Source organism: Pseudomonas sp. FW305-3-2-15-C-LB1, assembly GCF_058787615.1.
This window is the reverse complement of the sequence record NZ_JBYSZX010000002.1, coordinates 505,120-528,232: the sequence shown is the minus strand read 5'-3', so window position 1 is coordinate 528,232 and position 23,113 is coordinate 505,120. Positions and strand designations below refer to the sequence as shown.

The 23,113-nt window shown below is 60.4% G+C and carries 20 protein-coding genes and 1 pseudogene; 8 read left to right on the top strand and 13 right to left on the bottom strand.

The genetic code is table 11. The features are described 5' to 3' along the window. Positions 1-691: 691 nt before the first annotated feature. The 3 genes from AC3WP7_RS06200 to AC3WP7_RS06190 form a co-directional block, all read right to left on the bottom strand. The gene (locus AC3WP7_RS06200; protein ID WP_102592287.1) at positions 692-2,188 is read right to left on the bottom strand and encodes a trypsin-like serine peptidase; all 1,497 of its coding nucleotides are present in this window, start codon (positions 2,186-2,188) and stop codon (positions 692-694) included. Between the two features lie 144 nt (positions 2,189-2,332). Beyond that, a complete protein-coding gene (locus AC3WP7_RS06195; RefSeq protein ID WP_102592288.1) occupies positions 2,333-2,911 on the bottom strand; it encodes a DUF4337 domain-containing protein in 579 nt (192 codons plus the stop codon). 54 nt (positions 2,912-2,965) lie between these two features. After that, the gene (locus AC3WP7_RS06190; protein ID WP_093128097.1) at positions 2,966-3,850 is read right to left on the bottom strand and encodes a LysR family transcriptional regulator; all 885 of its coding nucleotides are present in this window, start codon (positions 3,848-3,850) and stop codon (positions 2,966-2,968) included. A gap of 93 nt (positions 3,851-3,943) precedes the next feature. On the opposite strand from AC3WP7_RS06190, the gene AC3WP7_RS06185 reads away from it, so the two are divergent. Next, a complete protein-coding gene (locus AC3WP7_RS06185; RefSeq protein WP_102592289.1) occupies positions 3,944-4,912 on the top strand; it encodes an SDR family oxidoreductase in 969 nt (322 codons plus the stop codon). A 126-nt stretch (positions 4,913-5,038) separates the two neighbouring features. Here AC3WP7_RS06185 and AC3WP7_RS06180 read toward each other — a convergent pair whose 3' ends face one another. Further along, positions 5,039-5,395 (bottom strand): helix-turn-helix domain-containing protein, encoded by a 357-nt coding sequence (locus AC3WP7_RS06180; protein WP_071491428.1) that lies wholly within the window; start codon positions 5,393-5,395, stop codon positions 5,039-5,041. Beyond that, positions 5,349-5,600 (bottom strand): annotated as a pseudogene (locus tag AC3WP7_RS06175) (type II toxin-antitoxin system RelE family toxin); the annotation flags it as partial. The pseudogene AC3WP7_RS06175 and the gene AC3WP7_RS06180, both read right to left, overlap by 47 nt. A 257-nt stretch (positions 5,601-5,857) precedes the next feature. Between AC3WP7_RS06175 and AC3WP7_RS06170 the strand changes: the two are divergent. Then, positions 5,858-6,547, top strand: a complete 690-nt coding sequence (locus AC3WP7_RS06170) for an HAD-IA family hydrolase (RefSeq protein WP_092242643.1) — start codon at positions 5,858-5,860, stop codon at positions 6,545-6,547. Positions 6,548-6,632: 85 nt separating this feature from the next. Here the strand turns inward: AC3WP7_RS06170 and AC3WP7_RS06165 are convergent, their stop codons facing one another. After that, entirely contained in the window at positions 6,633-7,379 is a 747-nt protein-coding gene (locus tag AC3WP7_RS06165) for a 3-oxoacyl-ACP reductase family protein (RefSeq protein WP_102592300.1), read from the bottom strand. Between the two features lie 125 nt (positions 7,380-7,504). On the opposite strand from AC3WP7_RS06165, the gene AC3WP7_RS06160 reads away from it, so the two are divergent. Beyond that, a complete protein-coding gene (locus AC3WP7_RS06160; protein ID WP_092242646.1) occupies positions 7,505-8,434 on the top strand; it encodes a LysR family transcriptional regulator in 930 nt (309 codons plus the stop codon). On the opposite strand, the gene AC3WP7_RS06155 is transcribed toward AC3WP7_RS06160, so the two are convergent. From AC3WP7_RS06155 to AC3WP7_RS06145, 3 genes are all read right to left on the bottom strand, one after another. Further along, the gene (locus AC3WP7_RS06155; protein WP_071491425.1) at positions 8,415-9,131 is read right to left on the bottom strand and encodes an aspartate/glutamate racemase family protein; all 717 of its coding nucleotides are present in this window, start codon (positions 9,129-9,131) and stop codon (positions 8,415-8,417) included. The two genes, AC3WP7_RS06160 and AC3WP7_RS06155, sit on opposite strands and share 20 nt — an antisense overlap. 13 nt (positions 9,132-9,144) lie before the next feature. Then, the gene (locus tag AC3WP7_RS06150) at positions 9,145-10,671 is read right to left on the bottom strand and encodes an NCS1 family nucleobase:cation symporter-1 (RefSeq protein WP_093128091.1); all 1,527 of its coding nucleotides are present in this window, start codon (positions 10,669-10,671) and stop codon (positions 9,145-9,147) included. A 467-nt stretch (positions 10,672-11,138) separates the two neighbouring features. Next, positions 11,139-11,873 carry a phosphoadenylyl-sulfate reductase gene (locus tag AC3WP7_RS06145; RefSeq protein ID WP_071493897.1) on the bottom strand — a complete coding sequence of 245 codons (735 nt, stop codon included), beginning with the start codon at positions 11,871-11,873 and terminating at the stop codon, positions 11,139-11,141. Positions 11,874-12,025: 152 nt separating this feature from the next. Between AC3WP7_RS06145 and thrH the strand changes: the two genes are divergently transcribed. Continuing rightward, positions 12,026-12,643: a bifunctional phosphoserine phosphatase/homoserine phosphotransferase ThrH gene (thrH, locus tag AC3WP7_RS06140; protein WP_102592290.1), complete on the top strand. Its 618-nt coding sequence runs from the start codon at positions 12,026-12,028 to the stop codon at positions 12,641-12,643. 123 nt (positions 12,644-12,766) lie between these two features. Here the strand turns inward: thrH and pabB are convergent, their stop codons facing one another. From pabB to rloA, 4 genes are all read right to left on the bottom strand, one after another. Continuing rightward, on the bottom strand, positions 12,767-14,110 hold the full coding sequence (gene pabB, locus AC3WP7_RS06135) for an aminodeoxychorismate synthase component I (protein ID WP_093514070.1): 1,344 nt from the start codon (positions 14,108-14,110) through the stop codon (positions 12,767-12,769). 99 nt (positions 14,111-14,209) lie between these two features. Further along, positions 14,210-15,196 carry an alpha-L-glutamate ligase-like protein gene (locus AC3WP7_RS06130; RefSeq protein WP_071491420.1) on the bottom strand — a complete coding sequence of 329 codons (987 nt, stop codon included), beginning with the start codon at positions 15,194-15,196 and terminating at the stop codon, positions 14,210-14,212. Then, entirely contained in the window at positions 15,196-16,728 is a 1,533-nt protein-coding gene (gene rloB, locus AC3WP7_RS06125) for an osmotic stress tolerance membrane protein RloB (RefSeq protein WP_092242672.1), read from the bottom strand. Before rloB ends, AC3WP7_RS06130 begins: the two co-directional genes overlap by 1 nt. Positions 16,729-16,733: 5 nt before the next feature. Beyond that, a complete protein-coding gene (rloA, locus tag AC3WP7_RS06120) occupies positions 16,734-17,270 on the bottom strand; it encodes a retropepsin-like aspartic peptidase RloA (RefSeq protein ID WP_058427391.1) in 537 nt (178 codons plus the stop codon). A gap of 270 nt (positions 17,271-17,540) precedes the next feature. Here rloA and AC3WP7_RS06115 point away from each other — a divergent pair, with 270 nt between their 5' ends. The 4 genes from AC3WP7_RS06115 to acnD all read left to right on the top strand — a co-directional run bounded on the left by AC3WP7_RS06115 (position 17,541) and on the right by acnD (position 23,107). Further along, complete coding sequence (locus tag AC3WP7_RS06115; protein WP_102592291.1) at positions 17,541-18,251, top strand: GntR family transcriptional regulator; 711 nt, start codon at positions 17,541-17,543, stop codon at positions 18,249-18,251. Continuing rightward, positions 18,251-19,144 (top strand): methylisocitrate lyase, encoded by an 894-nt coding sequence (gene prpB, locus AC3WP7_RS06110; protein WP_021491517.1) that lies wholly within the window; start codon positions 18,251-18,253, stop codon positions 19,142-19,144. Before AC3WP7_RS06115 ends, prpB begins: the two co-directional genes overlap by 1 nt. Positions 19,145-19,185: 41 nt before the next feature. Beyond that, positions 19,186-20,313, top strand: coding sequence for a bifunctional 2-methylcitrate synthase/citrate synthase (gene prpC / locus AC3WP7_RS06105; RefSeq protein ID WP_092242678.1), 1,128 nt, complete (start codon positions 19,186-19,188; stop codon positions 20,311-20,313). A gap of 199 nt (positions 20,314-20,512) precedes the next feature. Continuing rightward, positions 20,513-23,107, top strand: a complete 2,595-nt coding sequence (gene acnD / locus AC3WP7_RS06100) for a Fe/S-dependent 2-methylisocitrate dehydratase AcnD (protein ID WP_102592292.1) — start codon at positions 20,513-20,515, stop codon at positions 23,105-23,107. Positions 23,108-23,113: the final 6 nt, after the last annotated feature.

Genomic DNA, 23,113 nt, shown 5'->3' with positions numbered 1-23,113 from the left:
TTCTTCGAAAGGTCTGGATGCGTTGCTGTGCAGGTAGAGGGGGGGATTTCAAAAAGAGTAATTTCAGTAACCACGTCTGGGGAATGGGCTGGAGGCCGCGTATTCCGTGGGGTTCGGTATTACAAAAAGGAGTAACAGAGAAGTAATTGAAAATGTAATTTTTTGCCAACCTGTTGTTTTTAAAGAGTTTTTATAAAAATGAGAATTACGTTTATAAAGAGTAATCAGATTACTTCAATATTACTTAAAAATTACCTTTTGGCCGAAATGCAAAACCCTTTAATTTCAATGGCTTGAGCGTAATAAATGGTCAAGATTACTTATGTTACTCTTTTTTTGCCCCCCTCTAGATTTCGAATTCCAGCCCCCTATACGTGTGATGCGCACGCGTATTGAGGTGCATGCTGATGCGCATGGGAATGGCGTGGGAACACTTTCGCGCAACTGGCACCGCTGGAGCCATTGTATTCCGGGGCCTCGGCTGAGCAATTGAGGGTGCGGGTACTTTCGAATCTCTCCTTCACCGCCAAATTCTTGAAGAAATCCCGCGAGTTAGACGCTCTGCGGGATTTTTTTTGCTCTCGATTTCGCAGCCTACCCCCGTCTGTGCCCCGGTCGAGTGGTGCCTTTTGGGCATTGCCTATTCTCATACCCGAATTTCATCAAAGGTTGCTGAAAAGGGCTTGCTGCCTCACCTGGCATGATGCTGCGAACGAACCGTTGCGCTTTCGATCATGTCTGTGCGAATGGCTGACGGTTGCCCAACACTGTTGCGTGCATAGCTGCATAACGTGACCGGCAGCTCTGCTATTTCCAGGAAAATGCCATCCATGGCCAGGGTGTAGCGTTCATCGTCAATATCGCCACAGGTGGTCCTGCTCGCCGAATGCACGCTGTAGTAGTAATGCTGGCTAAAACCGCTGTGCTGGTTTTCCCAGGCGATGTGATAGCGGTGCTTGATCTGCGGTGCCGGTGCGGGGTTGGTCAGGAAGACCGAATGGGTGAATACATTGCGCAGGAGTGCTTGGGTCAGCGGTTGCTCGGCCTTTTGCACGCCGAGTATGCACAGCACATGCGGCCCCAGCACGGGGCCGATGGACTGGTCGATGTAGGCCTCGTCAGAGGCGGCGGCGACTTGGTAGCCGTGGGTGCGTGCACAATCGTTGATGTCATTTACGGCCTTGAATCGGTAGAACGGCTCCTGGATCGAGAATCTCAGGTTCCAGGTTGGACGGGTTATTTGGCCGGCGGCATCACGTTGTAAATGCACATACGGCTTCAGGTTCCATGGTTCGTCCAGCGTGATTTCAACGGCCTTGAGCTGGCAGGTCGGGGTGTCATTACGGAACACACCGTCTACAAAGCAGTAGTACAAGTGGTTGGCGGGATAGCTGTAGTTGAATTTGGCGGCTTCACACACCGAGTTGTTCTGACAGCTATTGAGAATGTCCTTCTGAATGGCGGACGCGACCTTGCTGATGATACTGGTGATTTCATTGGTATTCCGGTCCAGCATCGGACTGCCGGAGCTGCCTGGGCGCAGACCGTTGCAGCGGTTGCGCAAGGCGTTGGGGAACACACCGGGTTGTTCGGCAAAACTGTTGATAGTCGACTCCACGCAGGCGCTCATGCGTAGTCCCTTTTTCAGAAACCCGGTCGGCGCTCCCACATTGATCACTTCTCGATCCGACGTGTGACGTTGAGATGCCAGCCTGAGTGGCATGATCCCGCTGGCCACCAGCGCGGCCAGTGACGTATCCAGTTCGAGCACGGCTAAATCGGTGCCCGCCATGCTGCTCCAATGTGCTGTTTTGACGGCGTAGGTGACATGCCGTTCAGGTGTGTCATGAAAGTAATTGAAGGTGACATCGGCGGTGAACGCCCGGCGCAGCAGCGCCGTACCGTAGCTGAAGAACACGCAGTGCCCGCTGGTCAGCACATAAGCCGGGCCGGTGGCCTTGCCCCGGCGATCATGAGTGTCAAGCAGAACGGCATTGCAGGTCTGGCCTAAGGCGTTTTTCAGTGAACCGATGCCGGTCCATTGCGGGTAACGGTGGTGTTTATTCTCAAGTGCCATGGACGGTGACTGTTCGGTAAGTCCTTCGGCCAGGTCTCTGGCGTGGCAGGGCCAGACGATGCTGAGCAACAGGAGATACAGGAAAACGCAAGCGCTGTGAGTACGTGACATAAGGGCCCCGACAAGGAAGTCATTGATTGGCTGAAACTACCCAATCAGGCCATGGCAAGTGCCATACAGGACTATTGCGTGAGCCCTTGAGAGAAGGTGCTGATCCCAGTGATCATGGCGTCACCACCTTTTGACTGCATCGTCTCAGATATGCAGCCACGCCAGGCTTCCCAGCACCACCGCGACACCCGCCGCCGTATACGACAGGCGCTTCAACCATTCCCGCCTGGTCAGCAAGGTAATCGCCGCCAGCGAAATCGCGATCTGAATCGCGGTCATCGCCTGGGCCCAGCGATGGTGCTGGTGCAGCGCCTGTTCCGACTTTTCATCCCATTGCTTTGACGTCGCCTCAAGCTTTTCGGCCTGTTTGCGCACGTCTTCCTTCTGGCTTCTGTAGCGCTCTATCTCTTCCTTGTAATGCACCGCGTCCACGCCGGGAATGTGGGTGGCCAGTTCTGCCAGGTTTTGCCGGCTGGATTTGGCCTGGTAGTAGTTCCACTGGTTGGCGGCTTCGGTCTTGAAGATGGCGGCGTTGTTCTTGTCCATTGCCGCTTCGCTTTCGGTGGAGCCGGCCTGGTAGCTGAGCATGGCGCCGAGGGTGGCCATGAGGGCGGTCATCACGGCGATGCGGCTGGCGAAGGTGTCACCACGGCCGTGGGCATGTTCGGTGGTGTGTTCGATGTGTTTTTCGTGGGGGCTGGGGACTTCGAAGGCTTCGGGCATGGGGGCGTCTGTGAAGGGACTGAGGGAGTCTGATTCTTCACCAGTGAAGCTGTCTCAATCCTGTACGTAACGCTGCAAACCTTCCACCAGGGCATCGAACATCACGCGGCAGCGCGGGCTGTTGCGCAGGTCTTCGTGCATGGTCACCCAGGTGTCCAGCTTGAGTGCAAAGCCTTCTGGCAGGACCCGGCGCAGGCAGGGATCGCGCTTGGCCAGTTGGACCTGGCAGCCGCCGATACCGGCACCGGCGCGGATCAGCGCCAATTGTGCCAGGTCGCTGTCGCTGCTGAGGGCGAAGGCGCTGCGCTCGAAGCCCGTGATGGCCAGGCTGCGGATAAATGCGTTTTCCTGGTCGAAACCGATCACTGAGTGGCCGGCCAGGTCCTGCATCAACAGGGGCGTGCCGTGTTGCTGCAGGTAATCGTCGCGGGCATGCAGGCCCACTTCGATCAAGCCGATGCGTCGCGCCAGCAGTTGCTCCTGGCTGGGGCGGACCATGCGCACGGCGATGTCGGCTTCCAGTTGCAACAGGTCGCTCAGGCGGTTGGTCAGCACCAGTTCGACCTTGAGGTGCGGGTGTGCCTGGCGCACTTGCGTGAGGATCGGCGGCAGCACTTCCACGCCGATCACTTCACTGGCGGACACGCGCACCACGCCGCGCACTTCATCACCCTGGGCAGACGCTGCACGCTCAAGTGCCGCCGCTGTGCGTTCCATGGTTTCGGCGTGGGCGCGCAGGGTCCGGGCTACCGCCGTGGGCAACAAGCCGCTCGGTGAACGGGTAAACAGCACCACGCCCAGCGCCGTTTCCAGCGCGGCAATGTGCCGGCCGACCGTGGGCTGTGTAATGCCGAGTTGCCGCGCGGCTCCCGACAACGATCCTTCTCGGAAAACGCCGAGGAACGACCGGTAAAGCTCCCAACCAATATTCGTTGCCATGCATAAATGTATAGCGCCTGGGCGATCTTCGACAATTCCTCTATAGCGCCGGCACGCAGAAAATGTCCCCATCAACCCCTGTGGGAGAGTGTGATGAACAAAGTATTGGTGTTGGGTGCAACCGGTGGCATTGGTGGCGAAGTCGCACGGCAGCTGCTCGCGGCGGGTTGGCAGGTACGTGCGTTGACCCGTGATGTCGACAAGGCCCGTGGCCAGAACGCCGCATTTGACTGGCTTGAGGGTGATGCACTCAACCGCGATGACGTACTTGCTGCAGCCCGAGGCTGTGAAGTGATCGTGCACGCGGTCAACCCGCCGGGCTATCGGCACTGGGCCGAGCGGGTGCTGCCGATGATCGACAACACCATCGCGGCGGCCGTTGCGGAAGGCGCCACCATTGTGTTGCCCGGTACCGTCTACAACTTTGGGCCGGACGCGTTTCCCGTACTGCACGAAGACTCCCCTCAACACCCGCAAACCCGCAAGGGCGCGATCCGTGTGCAACTGGAGCAGCGTTTATACGAAGCTTCAGGCAACGGGGCGAGGGTGCTGATCGTGCGCGCCGGTGACTTTTTCGGTGCGCAGGCGGCCAACAGCTGGTTTTCCCAGGGCTTGGTCAAACCTGGCAACCTCGTGCGCAGCGTCAATTATCCGGGTGCGCCAGGTGTGGCCCATCAGTGGGCGTACCTGCCCGATGTGGCGCGTACGATGGTTGAACTGCTCGAGCGCCGTGAAACCCTGGAGGCGTTCGCGCGTTTTCATATGGCGGGGCAGGTGGACACGGATGGCACACAGCTGAGCCGGGCGATCCAGCGCGTGGTGCTGCGTAGGACGGGGCAACAGCCTGTCGTCAGGATGTTCCCCTGGTGGCTGCTCAAAATAGCTTCGCCCTTTGTCGTCACCTTCCGTGAAATGCTGGAGATGCGTTACCTGTGGCAAACCCCTGTGCTGCTCGATAACACGCGGCTGGTTGCGGTATTGGGCGCTGAACCTTGCACGCCGCTGGATGAAGCGGTGGAGACGACCCTGGCCGGCATGGGTTGCCTGCCTCGAGCGGTGTGAAGTTTGGCTCGAAGTGGCCTGTGGCATCGCCCTCTACGGCACTGGCCCATGCGCGGATCCAGGTGGAAGCCTTGAGCAAGGGCTGCAATGGGTGGGCTGAGGGCGCGGATTTTCCAGAGTTACACTTTATAGCTCCAGTTGACTGGCGTTGATGCCGAAGGCCTTGGCAATTTTTTCCCGTGTTGCACGGCGAGGTTTGTTCACCGACTCTTGTTGGGCAAATGCGGATTGGGAAATGCCCAGGCGTTTGGCAACCTCTTCCTGGGTCAGGTTCAGGTGTTCGCGCCATGCACGGATAGGGGTTGCCCCATCCACCAGGCGGCTTACCACCGCATGGGGAATCAGATTTGGATCGTTCTGCCGGGCCAGATAATGTTCATAGGGAATCACCACAAAGGCTGGCTTGCCCTCCGTATTGTGGATGATCTGTACGGCAGTAGGTTCGCTCGTCACGCTTCTTGACCTCTTCAATGCTGACCACATGGATATCGCGATCCCAATCGAAAAGGACTCGGTAATTACCCACGCGCAAGCGATAACCATGGGGGTAATTGACCAATGCCTTGACGTTGGCTGCCTCGGGCATGCGCTCAAGCGCTGACACCGCATCGCGTACCTGTTGCTGATGATACGTATGCAACCGAAGCAGTTGCTTTACGGATTTTCTAGTCCAGTGGATGGAGTTCATTGGAAGATTAATAAGTCTTTTATAAGGTTATCAAGCGATATTTTCAGACGCCGGCCAGTGGCGGTTCGCGCTGCCCTCACAAACCGTAGACGGTCGCCGCACACACCGACCGGTATAACTGTTGCCAGTTATGAGGCACTGATATGAAGGGCCATCAACTCGGGAATCGAATCGATACAAAGTCATGGCGGTTGCCTGCGTGGGACCCGCACCGCTATTGTGCTGAATCCTTTTAGTCTTTCCCTTAGGTTGTCGTGATGAATGCACCGCGTACCGCAGTCGGTCCGATCAAGGCCGTGATTTTCGATATGGACGGGTTGTTGCTGGACACGGAAGGCATCTACACAGAAGTCACGCAAATCATCGCCGAACGCTACGGTCGCATCTACGACTGGGGCATCAAGCAGCACATCATCGGGCGTGGTGCCCAGGACCTGGCGGACTACGTGGTGAAGGCGCTGGACCTGCCGATCACACCGGCTCAATTCCTGGAGATCCGCGAACCGCTGATGAGCGAGCGTTTCCCCAAGGCCTTGGGCATGCCCGGCGCCGAAGCCTTGGTGCGGCACTTGAAGGCGCACAATATCCCGATTGCCGTGGGCACCAGTTCGTCGCGCAATTCGTTTGGCCACAAGACCACCTTGCACCGCGAATGGTTTGGCCTGTTCGACACCATCGTCACCGCTGACGACCCGGAAGTCGGCGCCGCCAAACCCGCGCCAGACATCTTCCTCACCGCCGCCCGCCGCCTGGGCGTTGCGCCCGAGGATTGCCTGGTGTTCGAAGACTCACCCTTCGGCGTCACTGCTGCCAAAGCTGCCCATATGACCGCCATCGCCGTGCCGGATGAAGCCATGGCCGACAGCAAGTACCACCACGCCGACCAGATCATCCGCAAGCTCGCGGACTTTGACCTGGCGGCCTACGGCCTGCCACCTCGAGCCTGATTGATCGCGGTTGAAAATGTGGGAGGGGCGGTGCGACGATTCTACTTGCCCCCTCCCACATTTGATTGGCAGTGTTCAGGAAGCCCTAGGCGCTGAAGCCTCCATCGATGGTCAAGCTTGCACCGGTGATATAGCCCGCTTCCGGTCCTGCGAGGTAAGCCACAAAACTGGCAATCTCCTCCACATGCCCATACCGCCCCACCGCCATCAACCCAATCAGACTCTCGGCAAAGTCACTGTTGGCCGGGTTCATATCGGTATCCACCGGCCCACGTTGCACGTTGTTGATGGTGATCCCCCGTGGCCCCAGATCCCGCGCCAGGCCCTTGGTCAAGCCCACCAGCGCTGCCTTGCTCATCGCATATGGGCCACCGCCACCAAACGGCATGCGTTCGGCATTGGTGCTGCCGATATTGATCACGCGGCCGCCTTCACCCATATGCCTGGCCGCTTCCTGGGTTGCGATAAACACGCTGCGTACGTTAATTGCCAGGGTCTGGTCAAAGTCTTCCAGCTTGAAATCCTCCAGCGGCGCGATGGCCAGCACGCCGGCGTTGTTCACCAGTATATCCAGACGCCCAAAGGCTTCGACGGTGGCGTTGACCGCATTGCGTATCGCATCGGCATCGGCGCTGTCGGCATGGATCGCCAGGGCTTTGCCGCCTTCGCTGATCACGCTGTTCTGCAGTTCTTCGGCCTTGGCGGCCGAGCTGACGTAGGTAAAGGCAACGGCTGCGCCCTGCGCGGCAAGACGTTTGACGATGGCGGCGCCGATGCCGCGAGAACCGCCTTGAATCAAGGCGACTTTGCCGCTGAGGTTTTGGGTGGTCATGTCGATCTCCAAGCTGTTCAAGGCGGGATGCCTTGTTGTTGGAACCGAGTATCGACCTCGCCAGCCCCTCCCGGTAGACCAGGATTGCTATAGTCTGTGTAAACCAAAAGTTTAGAGTGGTCGATATGGAAAGCTTTGGCAGTATCGAATGTTTCGTGCGCAGCGCTGAAGGTGGCAGCTTTGCCGAAGCGGCGCGGCACCTGAGCCTGACACCGGCGGCGGTGGGCAAAAGTGTCGCCAAGCTCGAAGCGCGTTTGGGCGTACGCCTGTTCCAGCGCAGCACCCGGCGCCTTACCCTCACCGAAGCCGGCAAGCTGTTTCTCGAAGAGGTCAGCGGCAGCCTTACCACCATCCAGAACGCCGTGGCCAACCTGGCCAGCGCTGAAGGGCGGCCGGTGGGCACGTTGAAAGTGAGCATGGGTACGGTGTTTGGCAATCGCTACGTGGTGCCGCTATTGGGCGCGTTCATGCGCCGCTTCCCGGACATCAGCCCGGACTGGCATTTCGATAACCGCCAGGTCGACCTGATCGGCCAGGGTTTCGATGCCGCCATCGGTGGTGGCTTCGAGCTGCCCCAGGGAGTGGTGGCGCGCAAGTTGACCCCGGCCCATCGCGTGCTGGTGGCGTCACCGGACTATCTGGCACAGCGTCCCCCGGTGCGGGTGCCCGAAGACCTGGCGCGTTGCCACGGGATTCTCATCCGTTCACCGCAGACCGGACGCGTGCGCTCCTGGCAATTGACCAGTACCGAGCGTGAACACCGCCCGCTGGTGCTTAGACCGAGCATGACCATGAGCGATTCCGAAGCCGCCTGCTGCGCCAGCGCCCAAGGCCTGGGCGTCGCCTTGGTGAGCATGCCTATGGCCGTGCCATTCCTGGACAGCCGTGCGGTGGTTCGAGTGCTGCCCGACTGGTACGTCGACGACGGCAACATCTCCATCTACTACGCCGAACACAAACTGCTGCCCGGCAAGACCCGCGCGTTTGTGGATTTCATCATCGAGCAATTCGCCGAGCAGCAGTTGAACCAACGCTTCAGCGCGGCCAACCGATGACTTTTTTCGCCCTTGGCGTTGCGTAAGTCCTGATCTTCGACGTCGACAACCCCAGCCGCACCAGCGACTCGGCAATGGTCACCGCCGCTGTCACCCCATCCACCACCGGCACACCGGTGCGCTGGCGAATCTGCTCATCCAGCCCGGCCATGCCGCCACAGCCCAGGCAGATCACCTCGGCCTTGTCTTCGCTGATGGCCAGTTCCGCCTGGCGCACGATGGCCTCCATCGCTGCCAGCGGGTTTTCTTCCAACTCCAGCACCGCCATGCCACTGGCGCGCACCGAGGCGCAGCGCTGGTACAGGCCGGCCAGTTTCAGGCGGTCTTCGATCAGCGGCACCGTGCGGTCCAGGGTGGTCACTACCGAGTAGGCGTGACCCAGGAACATCGCGGTGCTGGCGGCGGCTTCGGTGATGTCCACCACCGGCACGTTGAGCAATTCCTGCAAGCCTTCACGACCATGCTCGCCGTACCCGGCCTGGATCACTGCATCAAACGGCTGGTCATAGGCCATCACCCGGTCCATCACCGCGATGGCCGCCAGATAGCTTTCAAAGTTGCCCTCCACCGATTCGGCGCCGAAGTACGGCGTGAGCCCGACAATCTCGGTGCCCGGCGCAGCCACGGCGCGCGCCTGCTGGGCGATGGTTTCAGTGATGGATTCGGTGGTGTTGACGTTGACCACGAGGATACGCATGGAAGGTCCTTGATTAATGACTGACGTTATCGACGGCAATGCTTTCGCCGCTGACATCGGCGTAGAACGGCTGGCGCTTGGCGATCAGCAAGTACAACAGCCCTGCAATACCGGCGCCAAACATCCAGGAAAACGGTGACACGTTGGCAAAACCCGGTAACAAGGCCAGGAGAATGGCGATCACCGCCGCAGGAATAAACGCTGCCACCGCACGCAAATTGACTCCACGGCTGTAGTAATAAACGCCGCGCGGGTCTTCGCTGTACAACTGCGGCACGTCCACCTGGCTTTTACGGATCAACCAGTAATCGACCATGATCACCCCATACAGTGGCCCCAACAGCGCGCCCAGGCCGGACAGGAAGTACACGATCACCAGGGGGCTGTTGTAGAGGTTCCACGGCAGGATCAGCACCGCCACGGTGGCGCTGATCAACCCGGCGCGACGGAAGTTCAGGTACTTGGGCGCCAGGTTGCTCAGCACAAAGGCCGGCGCGACGAAGTTGGCCATGATGTTCACGGCCACGGTGACGATCAGGAACGCCAGGCAGCCCAGCACCAGGAAAAAGGTATTCGGGATGGCCGCGATGATCTCGGTCGGGCTTTCGATCACTCGGCCATTGAGCTGGAATTGCCCGCCGCACAGCAGCACGGTGATCGCGGCAAACACCAGGATATTCACTGGCAGGCCCCAGAAATTACCCACCTGAATGGTCTTGCGGCACGGCGAGGAGCGGGCGAAGTCACAGAAATTGAGGATCAGCGTGCCGTAGATCGCCAGCCACAGCGCGCCGCCGGCAAAGATATTGCGCCACATCTCGCCGCCGCTCAGCGGCTCGCGGATAGACCAGGCGATGGTCCCGCCGGTTTGGAAATACATCCAACCGGCCAACGACGCCACGGTGAGCAAAATCACCGGTCCGGCGAAGCCTTCGTAGCGGCGTACCATTTCCATGCCGTAGGCCAGGATCACCAATTGCACCAGCCAGATTGCCACGAAACACACCCAGCCGAGGGACGATAGGCCCAGGATCGAATTGTGGTCGTATTCGGCAAAGCCGGGATGAATCGCCGTCAGCAACACGCGGAACACCACCGACGCCAGGTAGGTCTGGATGCCGAACCAGGCAATCGCAATCACCGCGCGGATCAACGCCGGAATCTGCGCGCCATGAATGCCGAAGCTGATACGGCTGATCACTGGAAACGGCACACCGGTTTTCTGGCCCATATAACCCGACAGGTTCATGAAGAAGTACACCAGCGCCGCACCGATGCCGAGAGACAACAGAATCTGCCAGCCGCCCAGGCCCAGCGCATACAAACCAATGGCGAACGAGTAGTTGGCGATGTTGTGCACGTCATTGGTCCACAGCGCAAAGATGCTATAGCGACCCCAGCGCCGGCCTTCAACCTTGGTGGGCGCCAGGTCCTTGTTGTGCAGGCGTGGGCTCAGCACCAGAGGGCCGTGCTCGATGGCTTCGGGCTTCAGGGAGGAGGGCAGATCCAGTGCGATGTTATTCGAGAGGCTTGTACGCATTCCGGCAGGCTCCAGCACATCGGCAGCCAGGCCGCAGATGGCAAAGTGTATGTATGTTTTGTACTTATTGTATACAAAGCGTGTTTCACCTTAAGCCACTTGCGTGCCAGTTTTTGATCTATGAAAACCTGGGGTAATTTCTTTTTTATAGGTTTATTGAATAACTAGCTGAATTCAAAGCGATATAAATTGACCGTTTGAACAGTTATTTATTTTTTGGTGGGAGCCGGGCTATTTGTAAAGACAAAAGACAGGAGGGGAGAGGTGTTACGTAATGGTGCGCAACAAGATGGATTGCACACATAAATGGCACCGATGGTTACATATGTGTGTACACGTTCAGTGGCTAACATAACTCAAATGTGGGAGGGGGCTTGCCCCCGATTACGGAGTGTCAGTCACTATTGACCTGGCTGACCCACCGCTATCGGGGGCAAGCCCCCTTCCACATTTTTTACAGCGCAACTTCAGGCCTTGCTGATGATATTCCCTGCATGCAACCCGCATTCCTTCTGCGTGGCTTCCTCCCACCACCAGCGACCTTCACGCTCATGCTGGTTCGGCAACACCGGGCGGGTGCAGGGCTCGCAGCCGATGCTGATGAAGCCGCGCTCATGCAGGCTGTTGTAAGGCAGTTCCAACATGCGGATGTAACCCCAGACTTCCTCACTGGTCATCTGCGCCAGCGGGTTGAACTTGTACAGGGTGCGTTCCGGGGTAGAGAAGGCCGTGTCGATTTCCAGCGCCGCCACCTGGCTGCGGGTGCCGGGGCTCTGGTCGCGGCGCTGGCCGGTGGCCCAGGCAGTGACGCCGGCGAGTTTACGGCGCAGCGGTTCGATCTTGCGTACGCCGCAGCATTCGCCGTGGCCGTCCTTATAGAAGCTGAACAGGCCTTTCTCTTTGACGAAAGGTTCCAGCTTGCTCTGGTCCGGCGAGATCAACTCGATATCGATCTTGTAGAACTCGCGCACCTGCTCAATGAACCGATAGGTCTCCGGGTGCAAGCGCCCGGTGTCGAGGCTGAACACCTTAACGTTCTTGTTCAGCTTCCAGGCCATGTCTACCAGCACCACGTCCTCGGCGCCGCTGAAGGAAATCCACAGGTCATCACCGAACTGGCTGAACGCCAGCTTGAGAATGTCCTGGGCGGATTTGTTGGCATAAGTCGCGGCGAGTTCAGCGACGTCGAAGGCTTGGTTCATCAGGACGGTTCCTACAGGTCAGTGGCGCTGAGCGCTCTATAGGGGAGCGATGGTATCAAAATCCGCCCTGCGTTGCGGCGGCGAGCATGAATCGCTAGAGTTCGGCAGTCCTTTTGCTCGCTCAACCAACAACATCTATAAGGGAGTGTCTTGTGGAAATTGCCTGTCTCGACCTGGAAGGGGTACTGGTTCCGGAAATCTGGATCGCCTTCGCCGAAAAAACCGGTATTGAATCCCTGCGCGCCACCACCCGGGACATTCCCGACTACGACGTGCTGATGAAGCAGCGCCTGCGCATCCTCGACGAGCACGGGCTCAAGCTCGCCGACATCCAGGCAGTGATCGCCACCCTCAAACCGCTGGATGGCGCCGTCGAGTTCGTCAACTGGCTGCGCGAGCGCTTCCAGGTGGTGATCCTGTCCGACACCTTCTACGAATTCTCCCAGCCGCTGATGCGTCAGCTGGGTTTCCCGACCCTGCTGTGCCACCGGCTGATTACCGACGAAACTGACCGTGTGGTGAGTTACCAACTGCGCCAGAAAGATCCGAAGCGCCAGTCGGTATTGGCCTTCAAGACCCTCTACTACCGCGTGATCGCCGCCGGCGACTCCTACAACGACACCACCATGCTGGGCGAAGCCGACCGTGGGATTCTGTTCCACGCGCCGGAAAACGTGATTCGCGAATTCCCGCAATTCCCGGCGGTGCATACCTTCGAGGATTTGAAGAAAGAATTCATCAAGGCCTCGAATCGGTCGTTGAGCCTGTAAGGCTTTCAGCGCGGCTGATGGCCTCTTCGCAGGCAAGCCAGCTCCCACACTTGACCGAGTTCCATCATGAGAATGCAGTCAAATGTGGGAGCGGGCTTGCCCGCGAAGAGGCCAGCCCAGTCACTACAAACCGTCCAGTGTCTCCAACAACACCCGCACCTTCGTCAGCGACTCCTGGTACTCCGCCTCCCATTCCGAGTCCGCGACAATCCCGCCGCCGCCCCAGCAACAAACCTGGCCATCCTTCACCAGCAAACTGCGAATGGCGATGGAACTGTCCATCTCGCCGCGCACATCCAGATACACCAGCGAGCCGCAGTACAACCCACGGCGAGTCGGCTCCAGCTCGTCGATGATCTGCATCGCGCGGATCTTCGGCGCGCCGGTGATGGAGCCGCCGGGGAAGCTGCCGGCGATCAGGTCGAGCGCGTCCTTGCCGTCGGCCAGCTCGCCGATGACGCTGCTCACCAGGTGGTGCACGTTGGGGTAGCTTTCCAGGCTGAACAGCTCCGGCACGCTGACCGAGCCGGTGCGGCAGGTGCGCCCCAGGTCGTTGCGCAGCAGGTCGACAATCATCAGGTTTTCGGCGCGGTCCTTGGGGCTGGCCAGCAGTTCGGCGGCGTTGGCGGCGTCTTCCTCAGGCGTCAGGCCGCGTGGGCGGGTGCCTTTGATGGGGCGGGTTTCGACCTGGCGTTTGCTGATGTGCACGAAACGCTCTGGCGACAAGCTCAGCACCGCGCCGTCGTCCGGCAGGCTCTGGAACCCGGAGAACGGCGTCGGGCAAGCTTCGCGCAGGGCGCAGTAAGCGACCCATGGATCGCCGATGCACGGGGCCCGGAAACGCTGGGCAAAGTTCACCTGGTAGCAGTCGCCGGCCTGGATGTAATCCTGGATGCGCACGATAGCCTGGCGGTAGGCCTCGGCGGTGAGGTCCGGCGCCATGGGACCGTTCAACTTGAAGATTGCCGCGCTGTCGGCGACCGGCTGGCCGAACAGAGTGATCAAGCGTTGCTGCTCGCTATCGGCCAGTGTCGGATGAAACACGAGCTGGCTGGTCTGCGCCTGATGATCACTGATCAATGCCCAGGCATACAGCCCGAAGCGCGCATCCGGCAGGTGCAGGTCATCCGCGGCAAGGTGCGGCATGTGCTCCAGGTGTCGGCCAAAGTCATAGCTCAGGTAACCGATCAACCCACCGGCAAACGGCAGCTCATAACCAGCAGGCAGATCCGCCTCGCCCAACTGCGTAAGATTTGCACGCAAGCGTTGCAGGAAATCACTGCCGCTTTCGTCGTGCGATACCGTCAATGTCGTGTGTGGCCACGCGCTCAACAGGTCATACCGTCCGCGCTCGGCTGCCGGTCGGCCGCTGTCCAGCAGCACTGCGCCAGGCGCATGGCGAATCGCCGCGAAATACTCGGCGGGGTTGGCCCGGTAGGGCAGCGGGTGTACGGAGCAGGTCAACATGCGGGGTGGATCAGCCATTGGCGCGGGGGAGGGGATTGTAGTCCCCCGTAGGATTTGCTCCTAGGGGGGATGTCGGGGATAGACAGATTGAAGACCTGATCAGCCTTCGACGGGGGGAATATGCCCAAACATTTCCTGCACGAACTTCACCCGTTCTTCCGGGGTTTCCGTCACGCCAGCGGCGTTCAGCGCTTCCAACCGTGCTTCCACCGCATGGGTGCGCAGGGTCAGGCCGCAGTCATTGGCAATCTGGATATTCAGCCCAGGCCGCGCATTCAGTTCCAGGATCAACGGGCCTTTTTCCTGGTCCAGCACCATGTCCACGCCGATATAGCCCAGCCCGCACAGCTCATAGCAGCCGGCGGCGAGCTTCATGAAACCGTCCCAGTTGGGCAGCTGCACGCCATCCACCGCATTGGTGGTGTCGGGGTGTTTGGTAATGATGTTGTTCAGCCAGGTGCCGCGCAGGGTCAGGCCGGTGGCGAGGTCCACGCCGACGCCAATTGCACCCTGGTGCAGGTTGGCCTTGCCGCCCGACTGGCGGGTCGGCAAGCGCAGCATCGCCATCACCGGGTAGCCCATCAGCACGATGATGCGAATGTCCGGCACGCCTTCATAGCTGATGCTCTTGAAGATCTGGTCGGGCACCACACGGTATTCGATCAACGCACGATCACGGTGGCCGCCCAGGGAATACAGGCCAGTGAGGATGCTGGAAATCTGATGCTCGATCTCTTCATGGCTGATGATCTTGCCCGACACCGTGCGATAGCGCCCTTCAAAGCGGTCGGCGACCACCAGGATGCCGTCCCCGCCGGCGCCCTGGGCCGGCTTGATCACGAAGTCGCTGCGCCCGCCGATGATCTCGTCGAGCTTGTCGATTTCTTTCTCGGTGCTGATCACCCCGTACATTTCCGGTACATGGATGCCGGCCGCCAGCGCGCGCTCCTTGGTGATGATCTTGTCATCCACGATCGGGTACAGGCTGCGCTTGTTGTACTTGAGCACGTAGTCGGCGTTACGCCGGTTGATGCCCATGATCCCGCGCGCTTCCAGGGCTTTCCAGGTCTTCCAGAAACCGAACATTACCGGTCAGCCTTCAAGAACGCCTTGAAACGCACCAGCTCGGTCAGGCGGTAACCGCGATAACGCCCCATGGCCAGCATGAACCCCACCAGGATCAGCAGGACCGCCGGGAAGGTGAACACGAAGTAGATCAGCTCCGGCACGCTCATGATCAGGTGCGCCAGGGACGCCGCGAACAGCGTACCAATCGCCACTTTCAGCGCATGGTTGGCGCCGCGTTCCTCCCAGGTGATGGACAGGCGTTCGATGGTCATGGTCAGGATCACCATCGGGAACAGCGCCACCGACAACCCGCGCTCCAGCCCCAGCTTATGGCTGAACAGGCTGATGGCCGCAATCAGCACTACCACGAAGGTCAGCACCACCGACAACCTTGGCAGCATCTGCAATTTCAGGTGTTCCAGGTACGACCTGAGGGACAGCCCCAGCGCCGTGATAATCGTAAACAGCACAATCCCGAAGCCCAGCTGCGTCTCGCGGAAGGCCAGGGCGATCAGCACCGGGGTGAACGTGCCGAGTGTCTGCAGGCCGATCAGGTTGCGCAGGATGAGGATCACCAGCACGCCAATCGGGATCATCACCATGATCATGAAGGTCTGCTGAGTTTGCAGCGGCAGGCCGTACAGCGAGTATTCGAGGAAGTTGGCGTCGGTGTTCTCGTCGGTCAGCTTGGCCAGGCGAATCGCGTTCATCTCGCTGTTGTTCAGGCTGAAGGTCACCATGGCCTTCTTGCCGCCCTCGACGGTGATCAGGTTTTCATCACCGGTCCACCACAGCAGGCGGTCGGCGGGCAGGCCCTGTTCGCCGGTTTCCGGGTTGAAGTACAACCAGTCATTGCCGTTGAAGCTGCGCAACCACAGTTCCGGGGTTTGCGGCTGGTCGGCGACCAGGCGGATGGTGTGGACCTTTTCCACCGGCACGTGGGCGATGGACAGCAGCAGCTCGACGATCTTGGCCTTGTGTGGCGTCGAAGGGTCGCCCGCCAGCAGCAGTTTCACATTGTCGTCGTTGAGGTTATTGGTGCGCTTGATCGCTTCGGTGATAAACGTCTCGACGTCGGCCGAGTGCTGGCGGATCGGCGCCAGCAGGGCTTCGGCGGCAATCTTTTCCGGGCCTTCCACGGCGATGCTGTCGCGGAAGGTGGGGCCTTTGACCTTGACCTTCTCGCCGCTGTAGCGCTTGGTGAGCACCAGGCGGTAGTACAGGGTCTGGTTACCCTTGGCGCGGCGCGCCGACCAGGTGACCTTGCGGTTGCCGTCGATGCGGTTGACGCTCACCCCGTAGTTATTCGAGATGAAGCTTTCGTTGAGGCTGACGAAGTCGCGGCTCAGGGGCGGCACGAACATCTGGATCTTCACCGGGTCTTTCGGGTTGGCGACGAACTCGACCTTGGCGTCGATGTTCCACAAGTCGTCGGTGGCGTCCTCGGTGACGGGGATCCCCAGCACGAAGATCTGATAAGCGGTGACCGAAATACCCAAAACCACCAGGATGGTGATCAGGATCTTCAGGTGCAGGGTCAGAGAGCGCATTCGGTTTACTCGGCGGTATGAGCGTCGGCGGCGCAGGCGGGTTTGCCTGCTGCGTATTTAAGACTGGGGTCGACCAGCGCATCAAAGCGTTTCAGCGCTTCGGAGCCGATCAGCAGCGGGTATTGGAATGCGCTGCGGTCAGTCAAGTTCACTTCGATGCTGCGTAAAGCAGTGCCCATGCAGATATCCAGGGCAATCACCGGACGGGCGGTGTAGTTCTTGTCCTCATCGGGGTCGTAGTCACCGGCGCGGCGCTTGATCTTGCTGACGCGGGCCAGGGGACGCTCGATGGGATGGGAATGGGCGGTGTCGATGGCCAGGTAGAAGCGCACCCAGGATTCGCCGTTGCGCTTGAAGCGCTTGATATCACGGGCACTGAGCGAGGCGGTCTTGGCACCGGTATCCAGTTTGGCGGCGACTTCCAGGTCGATACCGGCCAATTGGGCGTATTCGTTGAGGCCATACACGGTCTTCTCGGCGGCAGCGCCGAGGCTGGGTGCGGTCAACAGGCACATCAATAGAAGGAAGGGTTTGAGTCTCATAGATCCCGAGGCGGCAGTGCGATGTTCAATTCAAGGCGACTGGCATTGCTGCGCAAACTCCCTCGTACGCCGTTTCATCCAATGATGTCAGGCAAAAGTGCCGGGCATTCTAACATGATGCTTTTTTGGCGCCAGCGCTGGCAGGCGGCCATGCCCTGATAGGGTGCAACCCTGGTTATTAGACGATTGTCGACAATATGTATTTATTCTTTGACTATCCTGGACTGATTGGCTAGTTTTTGCGGAATTGCTTTCAAAGGTGTTGACAATATGCTGGATCAGCTGGAATCCCCAGTGGTGGCGCAAGACGTTTCCCAGACCATGTCCGAGAACGTCTTCCGGCGTATCCAGGCCGCCATCGTCAAGGGCGAGATCGCCCCGGGCAGCAAGATCTCCGAGCCGGAGCTGGCGCGCACCTACGGCATCAGCCGTGGCCCGCTGCGTGAGGCGATCCACCGCCTGGAAGGCCAGCGCCTGCTGGTGCGCGTGCCCCACGTCGGCGCGCGGGTGGTGTCGTTGAGCCACGACGAACTGATCGAGCTCTATGAAATCCGCGAATCCCTCGAAGGCATGGCTTGTCGCCTGGCTGCCGAGCGCATGACCGACGCGGAAATCGAAGAATTGCGCCAAGTGCTGCACACCCACGAGCGCGACGAAGCCTTCCAGGCCGGCCTGGGCTATTACCAGCAGGAGGGCGACTTCGACTTCCATTACCGGATCATCCAGGGCGCCGGCAACCGCACCCTGACCCAGATGCTCTGCGGCGAGCTGTACCAATTGGTGCGTATGTACCGCATCCAGTTTTCCGCCACCCCCAATCGTCCGCGCCAGGCCTTTGCCGAGCACCACCGCATTCTCGACGCGATTGCCGATCGCGACGGTGAACTGGCCGAACTGTTGATGCGCCGGCATATCGGCGCATCCAAACGCAATATTGCCCGTCACTTCCCGGACGGCACTCCCCCATCACGAGGTGAATGATGAGTTCCAATAACAAGACGACTCCCGGCCAGCGTTTCCGTGACGCGGTCGCCAGTGAACACCCGCTGCAGGTGGTGGGTGCGATCAACGCCAACCACGCACTGCTGGCCAAGCGCGCCGGGTTCAAGGCGATCTACCTGTCGGGTGGCGGGGTTGCGGCTGGCTCCCTCGGTGTGCCGGATCTGGGCATCACCGGCCTGGACGATGTGCTGACCGACGTACGCCGCATCACCGACGTGTGCGACCTGCCGCTGCTGGTGGACGTGGACACCGGCTTCGGCTCCTCGGCATTCAATGTGGCGCGCACCGTCAAGTCGATGATCAAGTTCGGCGCGGCCGCCATCCATATCGAAGATCAGGTGGGCGCCAAGCGTTGCGGTCATCGCCCGAACAAGGAAATCGTGTCCCAGCAGGAAATGGTCGACCGTATCAAGGCCGCCGTGGATGCGCGCACCGATGACAGCTTCGTGATCATGGCGCGTACCGATGCGCTGGCCGTCGAAGGCCTGGAATCCGCGCTGGAACGTGCCGCCGCCTGCATCGAGGCCGGCGCCGACATGGTGTTCCCGGAAGCCATCACCGAGCTGGAGATGTACAAACTGTTCGCCTCCCGCGTGAAAGCGCCGATCCTGGCCAACATCACCGAGTTCGGCGCCACGCCGCTGTACACCACCGAACAGTTGAAATCTGCCGATGTTTCCATCGTGCTGTACCCGCTTTCGGCCTTCCGCGCCATGAACAAGGCCGCCGAGAATGTCTACACCGCGATCCGTCGCGACGGTACCCAACAGAACGTGATCGACACCATGCAGACCCGCATGGAGCTTTACGATCGCATCGACTACCACACCTTCGAGCAGAAGCTCGATGCGCTGTTTGCCGCGAAAAAATAACCCGGCGCACTCCCGAATAAATTCAAGATTGGAGAACAGACATGGCTGAAGCAAAAGTATTGAGTGGTGCCGGCCTGCGTGGCCAGGTGGCCGGGCAGACCGCACTGTCCACCGTGGGCCAGGCGGGTGCCGGCCTGACCTATCGCGGCTACGACGTGCGCGAACTGGCCGCCGATGCGCAATTTGAAGAAGTCGCCTACCTGCTGCTGTACGGCGAGTTGCCGACCAAGACCGAGCTGGCCGCCTACAGCGCCAGGCTGGGCAAGCTGCGCGACCTGCCGCAAGCGCTGAAGGAAGTGCTGGAGCGTATCCCCGCCGACGCCCACCCGATGGACGTAATGCGCACCGGTTGCTCGTTCCTGGGCAATATCGAGCCGGAAAAAGACTTCAGCGTGCAGCGCGACGTTACCGACCGCCTGCTCGCTGCCTTCCCGGCGATCATGTGCTACTGGTACCGCTTCAGCCACGACGGCAAGCGCATCGACTGCGTGACCGACGAGCCGAGCATCGGCGGCCACTTCCTGCACCTGCTGCACGGCAAGAAGCCCAGCGAGTTGCACGTCAAGGTGATGAACGTGTCGCTGATCCTCTACGCGGAACACGAATTCAACGCCTCGACGTTCACCGCCCGGGTGTGTGCCTCGACCCTGTCCGACCTGTATTCCTGCGTCACCGCCGCCATCGGCTCGCTGCGCGGCCCGCTGCACGGCGGCGCCAACGAAGCGGCGATGGAAATGATCGAGCGTTTCTCGTCCGCTGAAGAGGCGGTCGAAGGCACCCTCGGCATGCTGGCGCGCAAGGACAAGATCATGGGCTTTGGCCACGCGATCTACAAAGACAGCGACCCGCGTAATGAAGTGATCAAGGGCTGGTCGAAAAAACTTGCGGACGAGGTGGGCGACAAGGTGCTGTTCCCGGTTTCCGAAGCCATCGACAAGACTATGTGGGAACAGAAGAAGCTGTTCCCCAACGCTGACTTCTACCATGCCTCGGCGTACCACTTCATGGGCATCCCGACCAAGCTGTTCACCCCGATCTTCGTGTGCTCGCGCCTGACGGGCTGGGCGGCGCATGTGTTCGAACAGCGCGCCAACAACCGCATCATCCGTCCAAGCGCCGAATACACCGGCGTCGAGCAGCGCAAGTTCGTGCCAATCGAACGTCGCTGAATGGGAATGCCGACGATCCCGAATTGTTAACCGGATCAAATGTGGGAGGGGGCTTGCCCCCGATTGCTGTCTGTCAGTTGATGCAGCGGGCACTGACCCACCGCTATCGGGGGCAAGCCCCCTCCCACATTGTGACCGCATTTCAATTCTGGATCGGTGCAGGTCCTCCCTTTGTTATCACCGTGACCGAGTCCTGACGATGAACACTGAATTCCGCAAACCGCTTCCCGGCAGCCGCCTGGATTTCTTCGACGCCCGTGCGGCCGTCGAGGCAATCACCCCTGGCGCCTACGCCACCTTGCCTTACACCTCCCGCGTCCTCGCGGAAAACCTGGTGCGCCGCTGCGACCCAGCCACCCTCAATGCTTCCTTGAGCCAACTGATCGAACGCAAGCGCGACCTCGACTTCCCATGGTTCCCGGCGCGTGTGGTGTGCCACGACATCCTCGGCCAGACCGCTCTGGTCGACCTCGCCGGCCTGCGTGACGCCATCGCCCTGCAAGGCGGTGACCCGGCCCAGGTCAACCCGGTAGTGCCGACCCAACTGATCGTCGACCACTCCCTGGCCGTCGAAGCCGGTGGTTTTGACCCGGACGCGTTCGAAAAAAACCGCGCCATCGAAGACCGTCGCAACGAAGACCGTTTCCACTTCATCGAGTGGACCAAGAAGGCCTTCAAGAACGTCGATGTGATCCCGCCCGGCAACGGCATCATGCACCAGATCAACCTGGAGAAAATGTCCCCGGTGATCCAGGTGCGCGACGGCGTGGCCTTCCCCGATACCTGCGTCGGCACCGACAGCCACACCCCGCACGTGGATGCCCTGGGCGTGATCGCCATCGGTGTCGGCGGCCTGGAAGCCGAGAGCGTGATGCTCGGTCGCGCCTCGTGGATGCGCCTGCCGGAAAGCGTCGGCGTCGAATTGACCGGCAAGCTGCAACCGGGCATCACCGCCACCGACATGGTGCTGGCGCTGACCGAGTTCCTGCGTAAACAGAAAGTGGTTGGCGCCTGGCTGGAGTTCTTCGGCGAAGGTGCTTCGGCACTCACGCTCGGCGACCGTGCAACCATCTCCAACATGGCCCCGGAATACGGCGCGACTGCGGCGATGTTCTACATCGACCAACAGACCATCGCCTACCTGAAACTCACCGGCCGCGAAGACGAACAAGTCACGCTGGTGGAGCAGTACGCTCGCCACACCGGCCTGTGGGCCGATGACCTCAAGGGCGCGCAGTACGAGCGAGGGCTGACCTTCGATCTGTCCAGCGTCGTACGCAACATGGCCGGCCCGAGCAACCCCCATGCTCGCGTTGCCACCAGCGATCTGGCGTCCAAGGGTATTTCCGGCCAGTGGGACGAAGTGCCAGGCCAAATGCCTGACGGCGCAGTGATCATCGCCGCCATCACCAGTTGCACCAACACCAGCAACCCGCGCAACGTGATCGCCGCCGGCCTGCTGGCGCGCAACGCCAACAAGCTGGGGCTGGCCCGCAAGCCGTGGGTCAAATCGTCCCTGGCACCCGGCTCGAAAACCGTGGCGATGTACCTGGAAGAAGCCGGCCTGGGCCATGAGCTGGAAAAACTCGGCTTCGGTGTGGTGGCGTTTGCCTGCACCACCTGCAACGGCATGTCCGGCGCACTCGACCCGGTGATCCAGCAGGAGATCATCGACCGCGACCTGTACGCCACCGCCGTGCTCTCGGGCAACCGTAACTTCGACGGGCGTATTCATCCCTACGCCAAGCAAGCGTTTCTCGCGTCGCCGCCGCTGGTGGTCGCGTATGCGATTGCCGGCACCATCCGCTTCGACATCGAGAAAGACGTGCTTGGCCTCGACGCGAATGGCAAGGAAATCCGCCTGCAGGACATCTGGCCGAGCGACGAAGAGATCGACGCAGTGGTCAAGGCCTCGGTCAAGCCGGAGCAGTTCCGCCAGGTCTACATCCCGATGTTCGCCATCCACGAAGACACTGGCCCGAAAGTCGCGCCGCTGTACGAATGGCGTCCGCAAAGCACCTATATCCGCCGCCCACCTTACTGGGAAGGTGCTCTGGCCGGTGCCCGTCCGCTCAAGGGCATGCGCCCGCTGGCGGTGCTGCCGGACAACATCACCACCGACCACCTGTCGCCCTCCAACGCGATCATGCTCGACAGCGCCGCCGGCGAATACCTGGCGAAAATGGGCCTGCCGGAAGTCGACTTCAACTCCTACGCGACGCATCGGGGCGATCACTTGACCGCGCAGCGCGCCACCTTCGCCAACCCGAAACTGTTCAACGAAATGGTGGTGGAAAACGGCAAGGTCAAGCAGGGTTCCCTGGCGCGCATCGAGCCGGAAGGCCAGGTCACGCGGATGTGGGAGGCCATCGAAACGTACATGGAGCGCAAGCAACCGCTGATCATCATTGCCGGCGCGGACTACGGCCAGGGCTCGTCTCGCGACTGGGCGGCCAAGGGCGTGCGGCTGGCCGGTGTCGAGGCGATTGCCGCCGAAGGTTTCGAGCGCATCCACCGCACCAACCTGGTGGGCATGGGCGTGTTGCCGCTGGAGTTCCTGCCGGGCACCGACCGCCACACCCTGAAGATCGATGGCAGCGAGACCTATGATGTGGTCGGCGCACGTACTCCGAGGGCGCAGTTGACCCTGGTGATCAACCGCAAGAATGGCGAACGTGTCGAGGTGCCGGTGACCTGCCGCCTCGACACCGCCGAAGAAGTGTCGATCTACGAGGCGGGCGGCGTGTTGCAACGCTTTGCCCAGGACTTCCTGGAATCGGCGGCGACGGCCTGAGGGGAC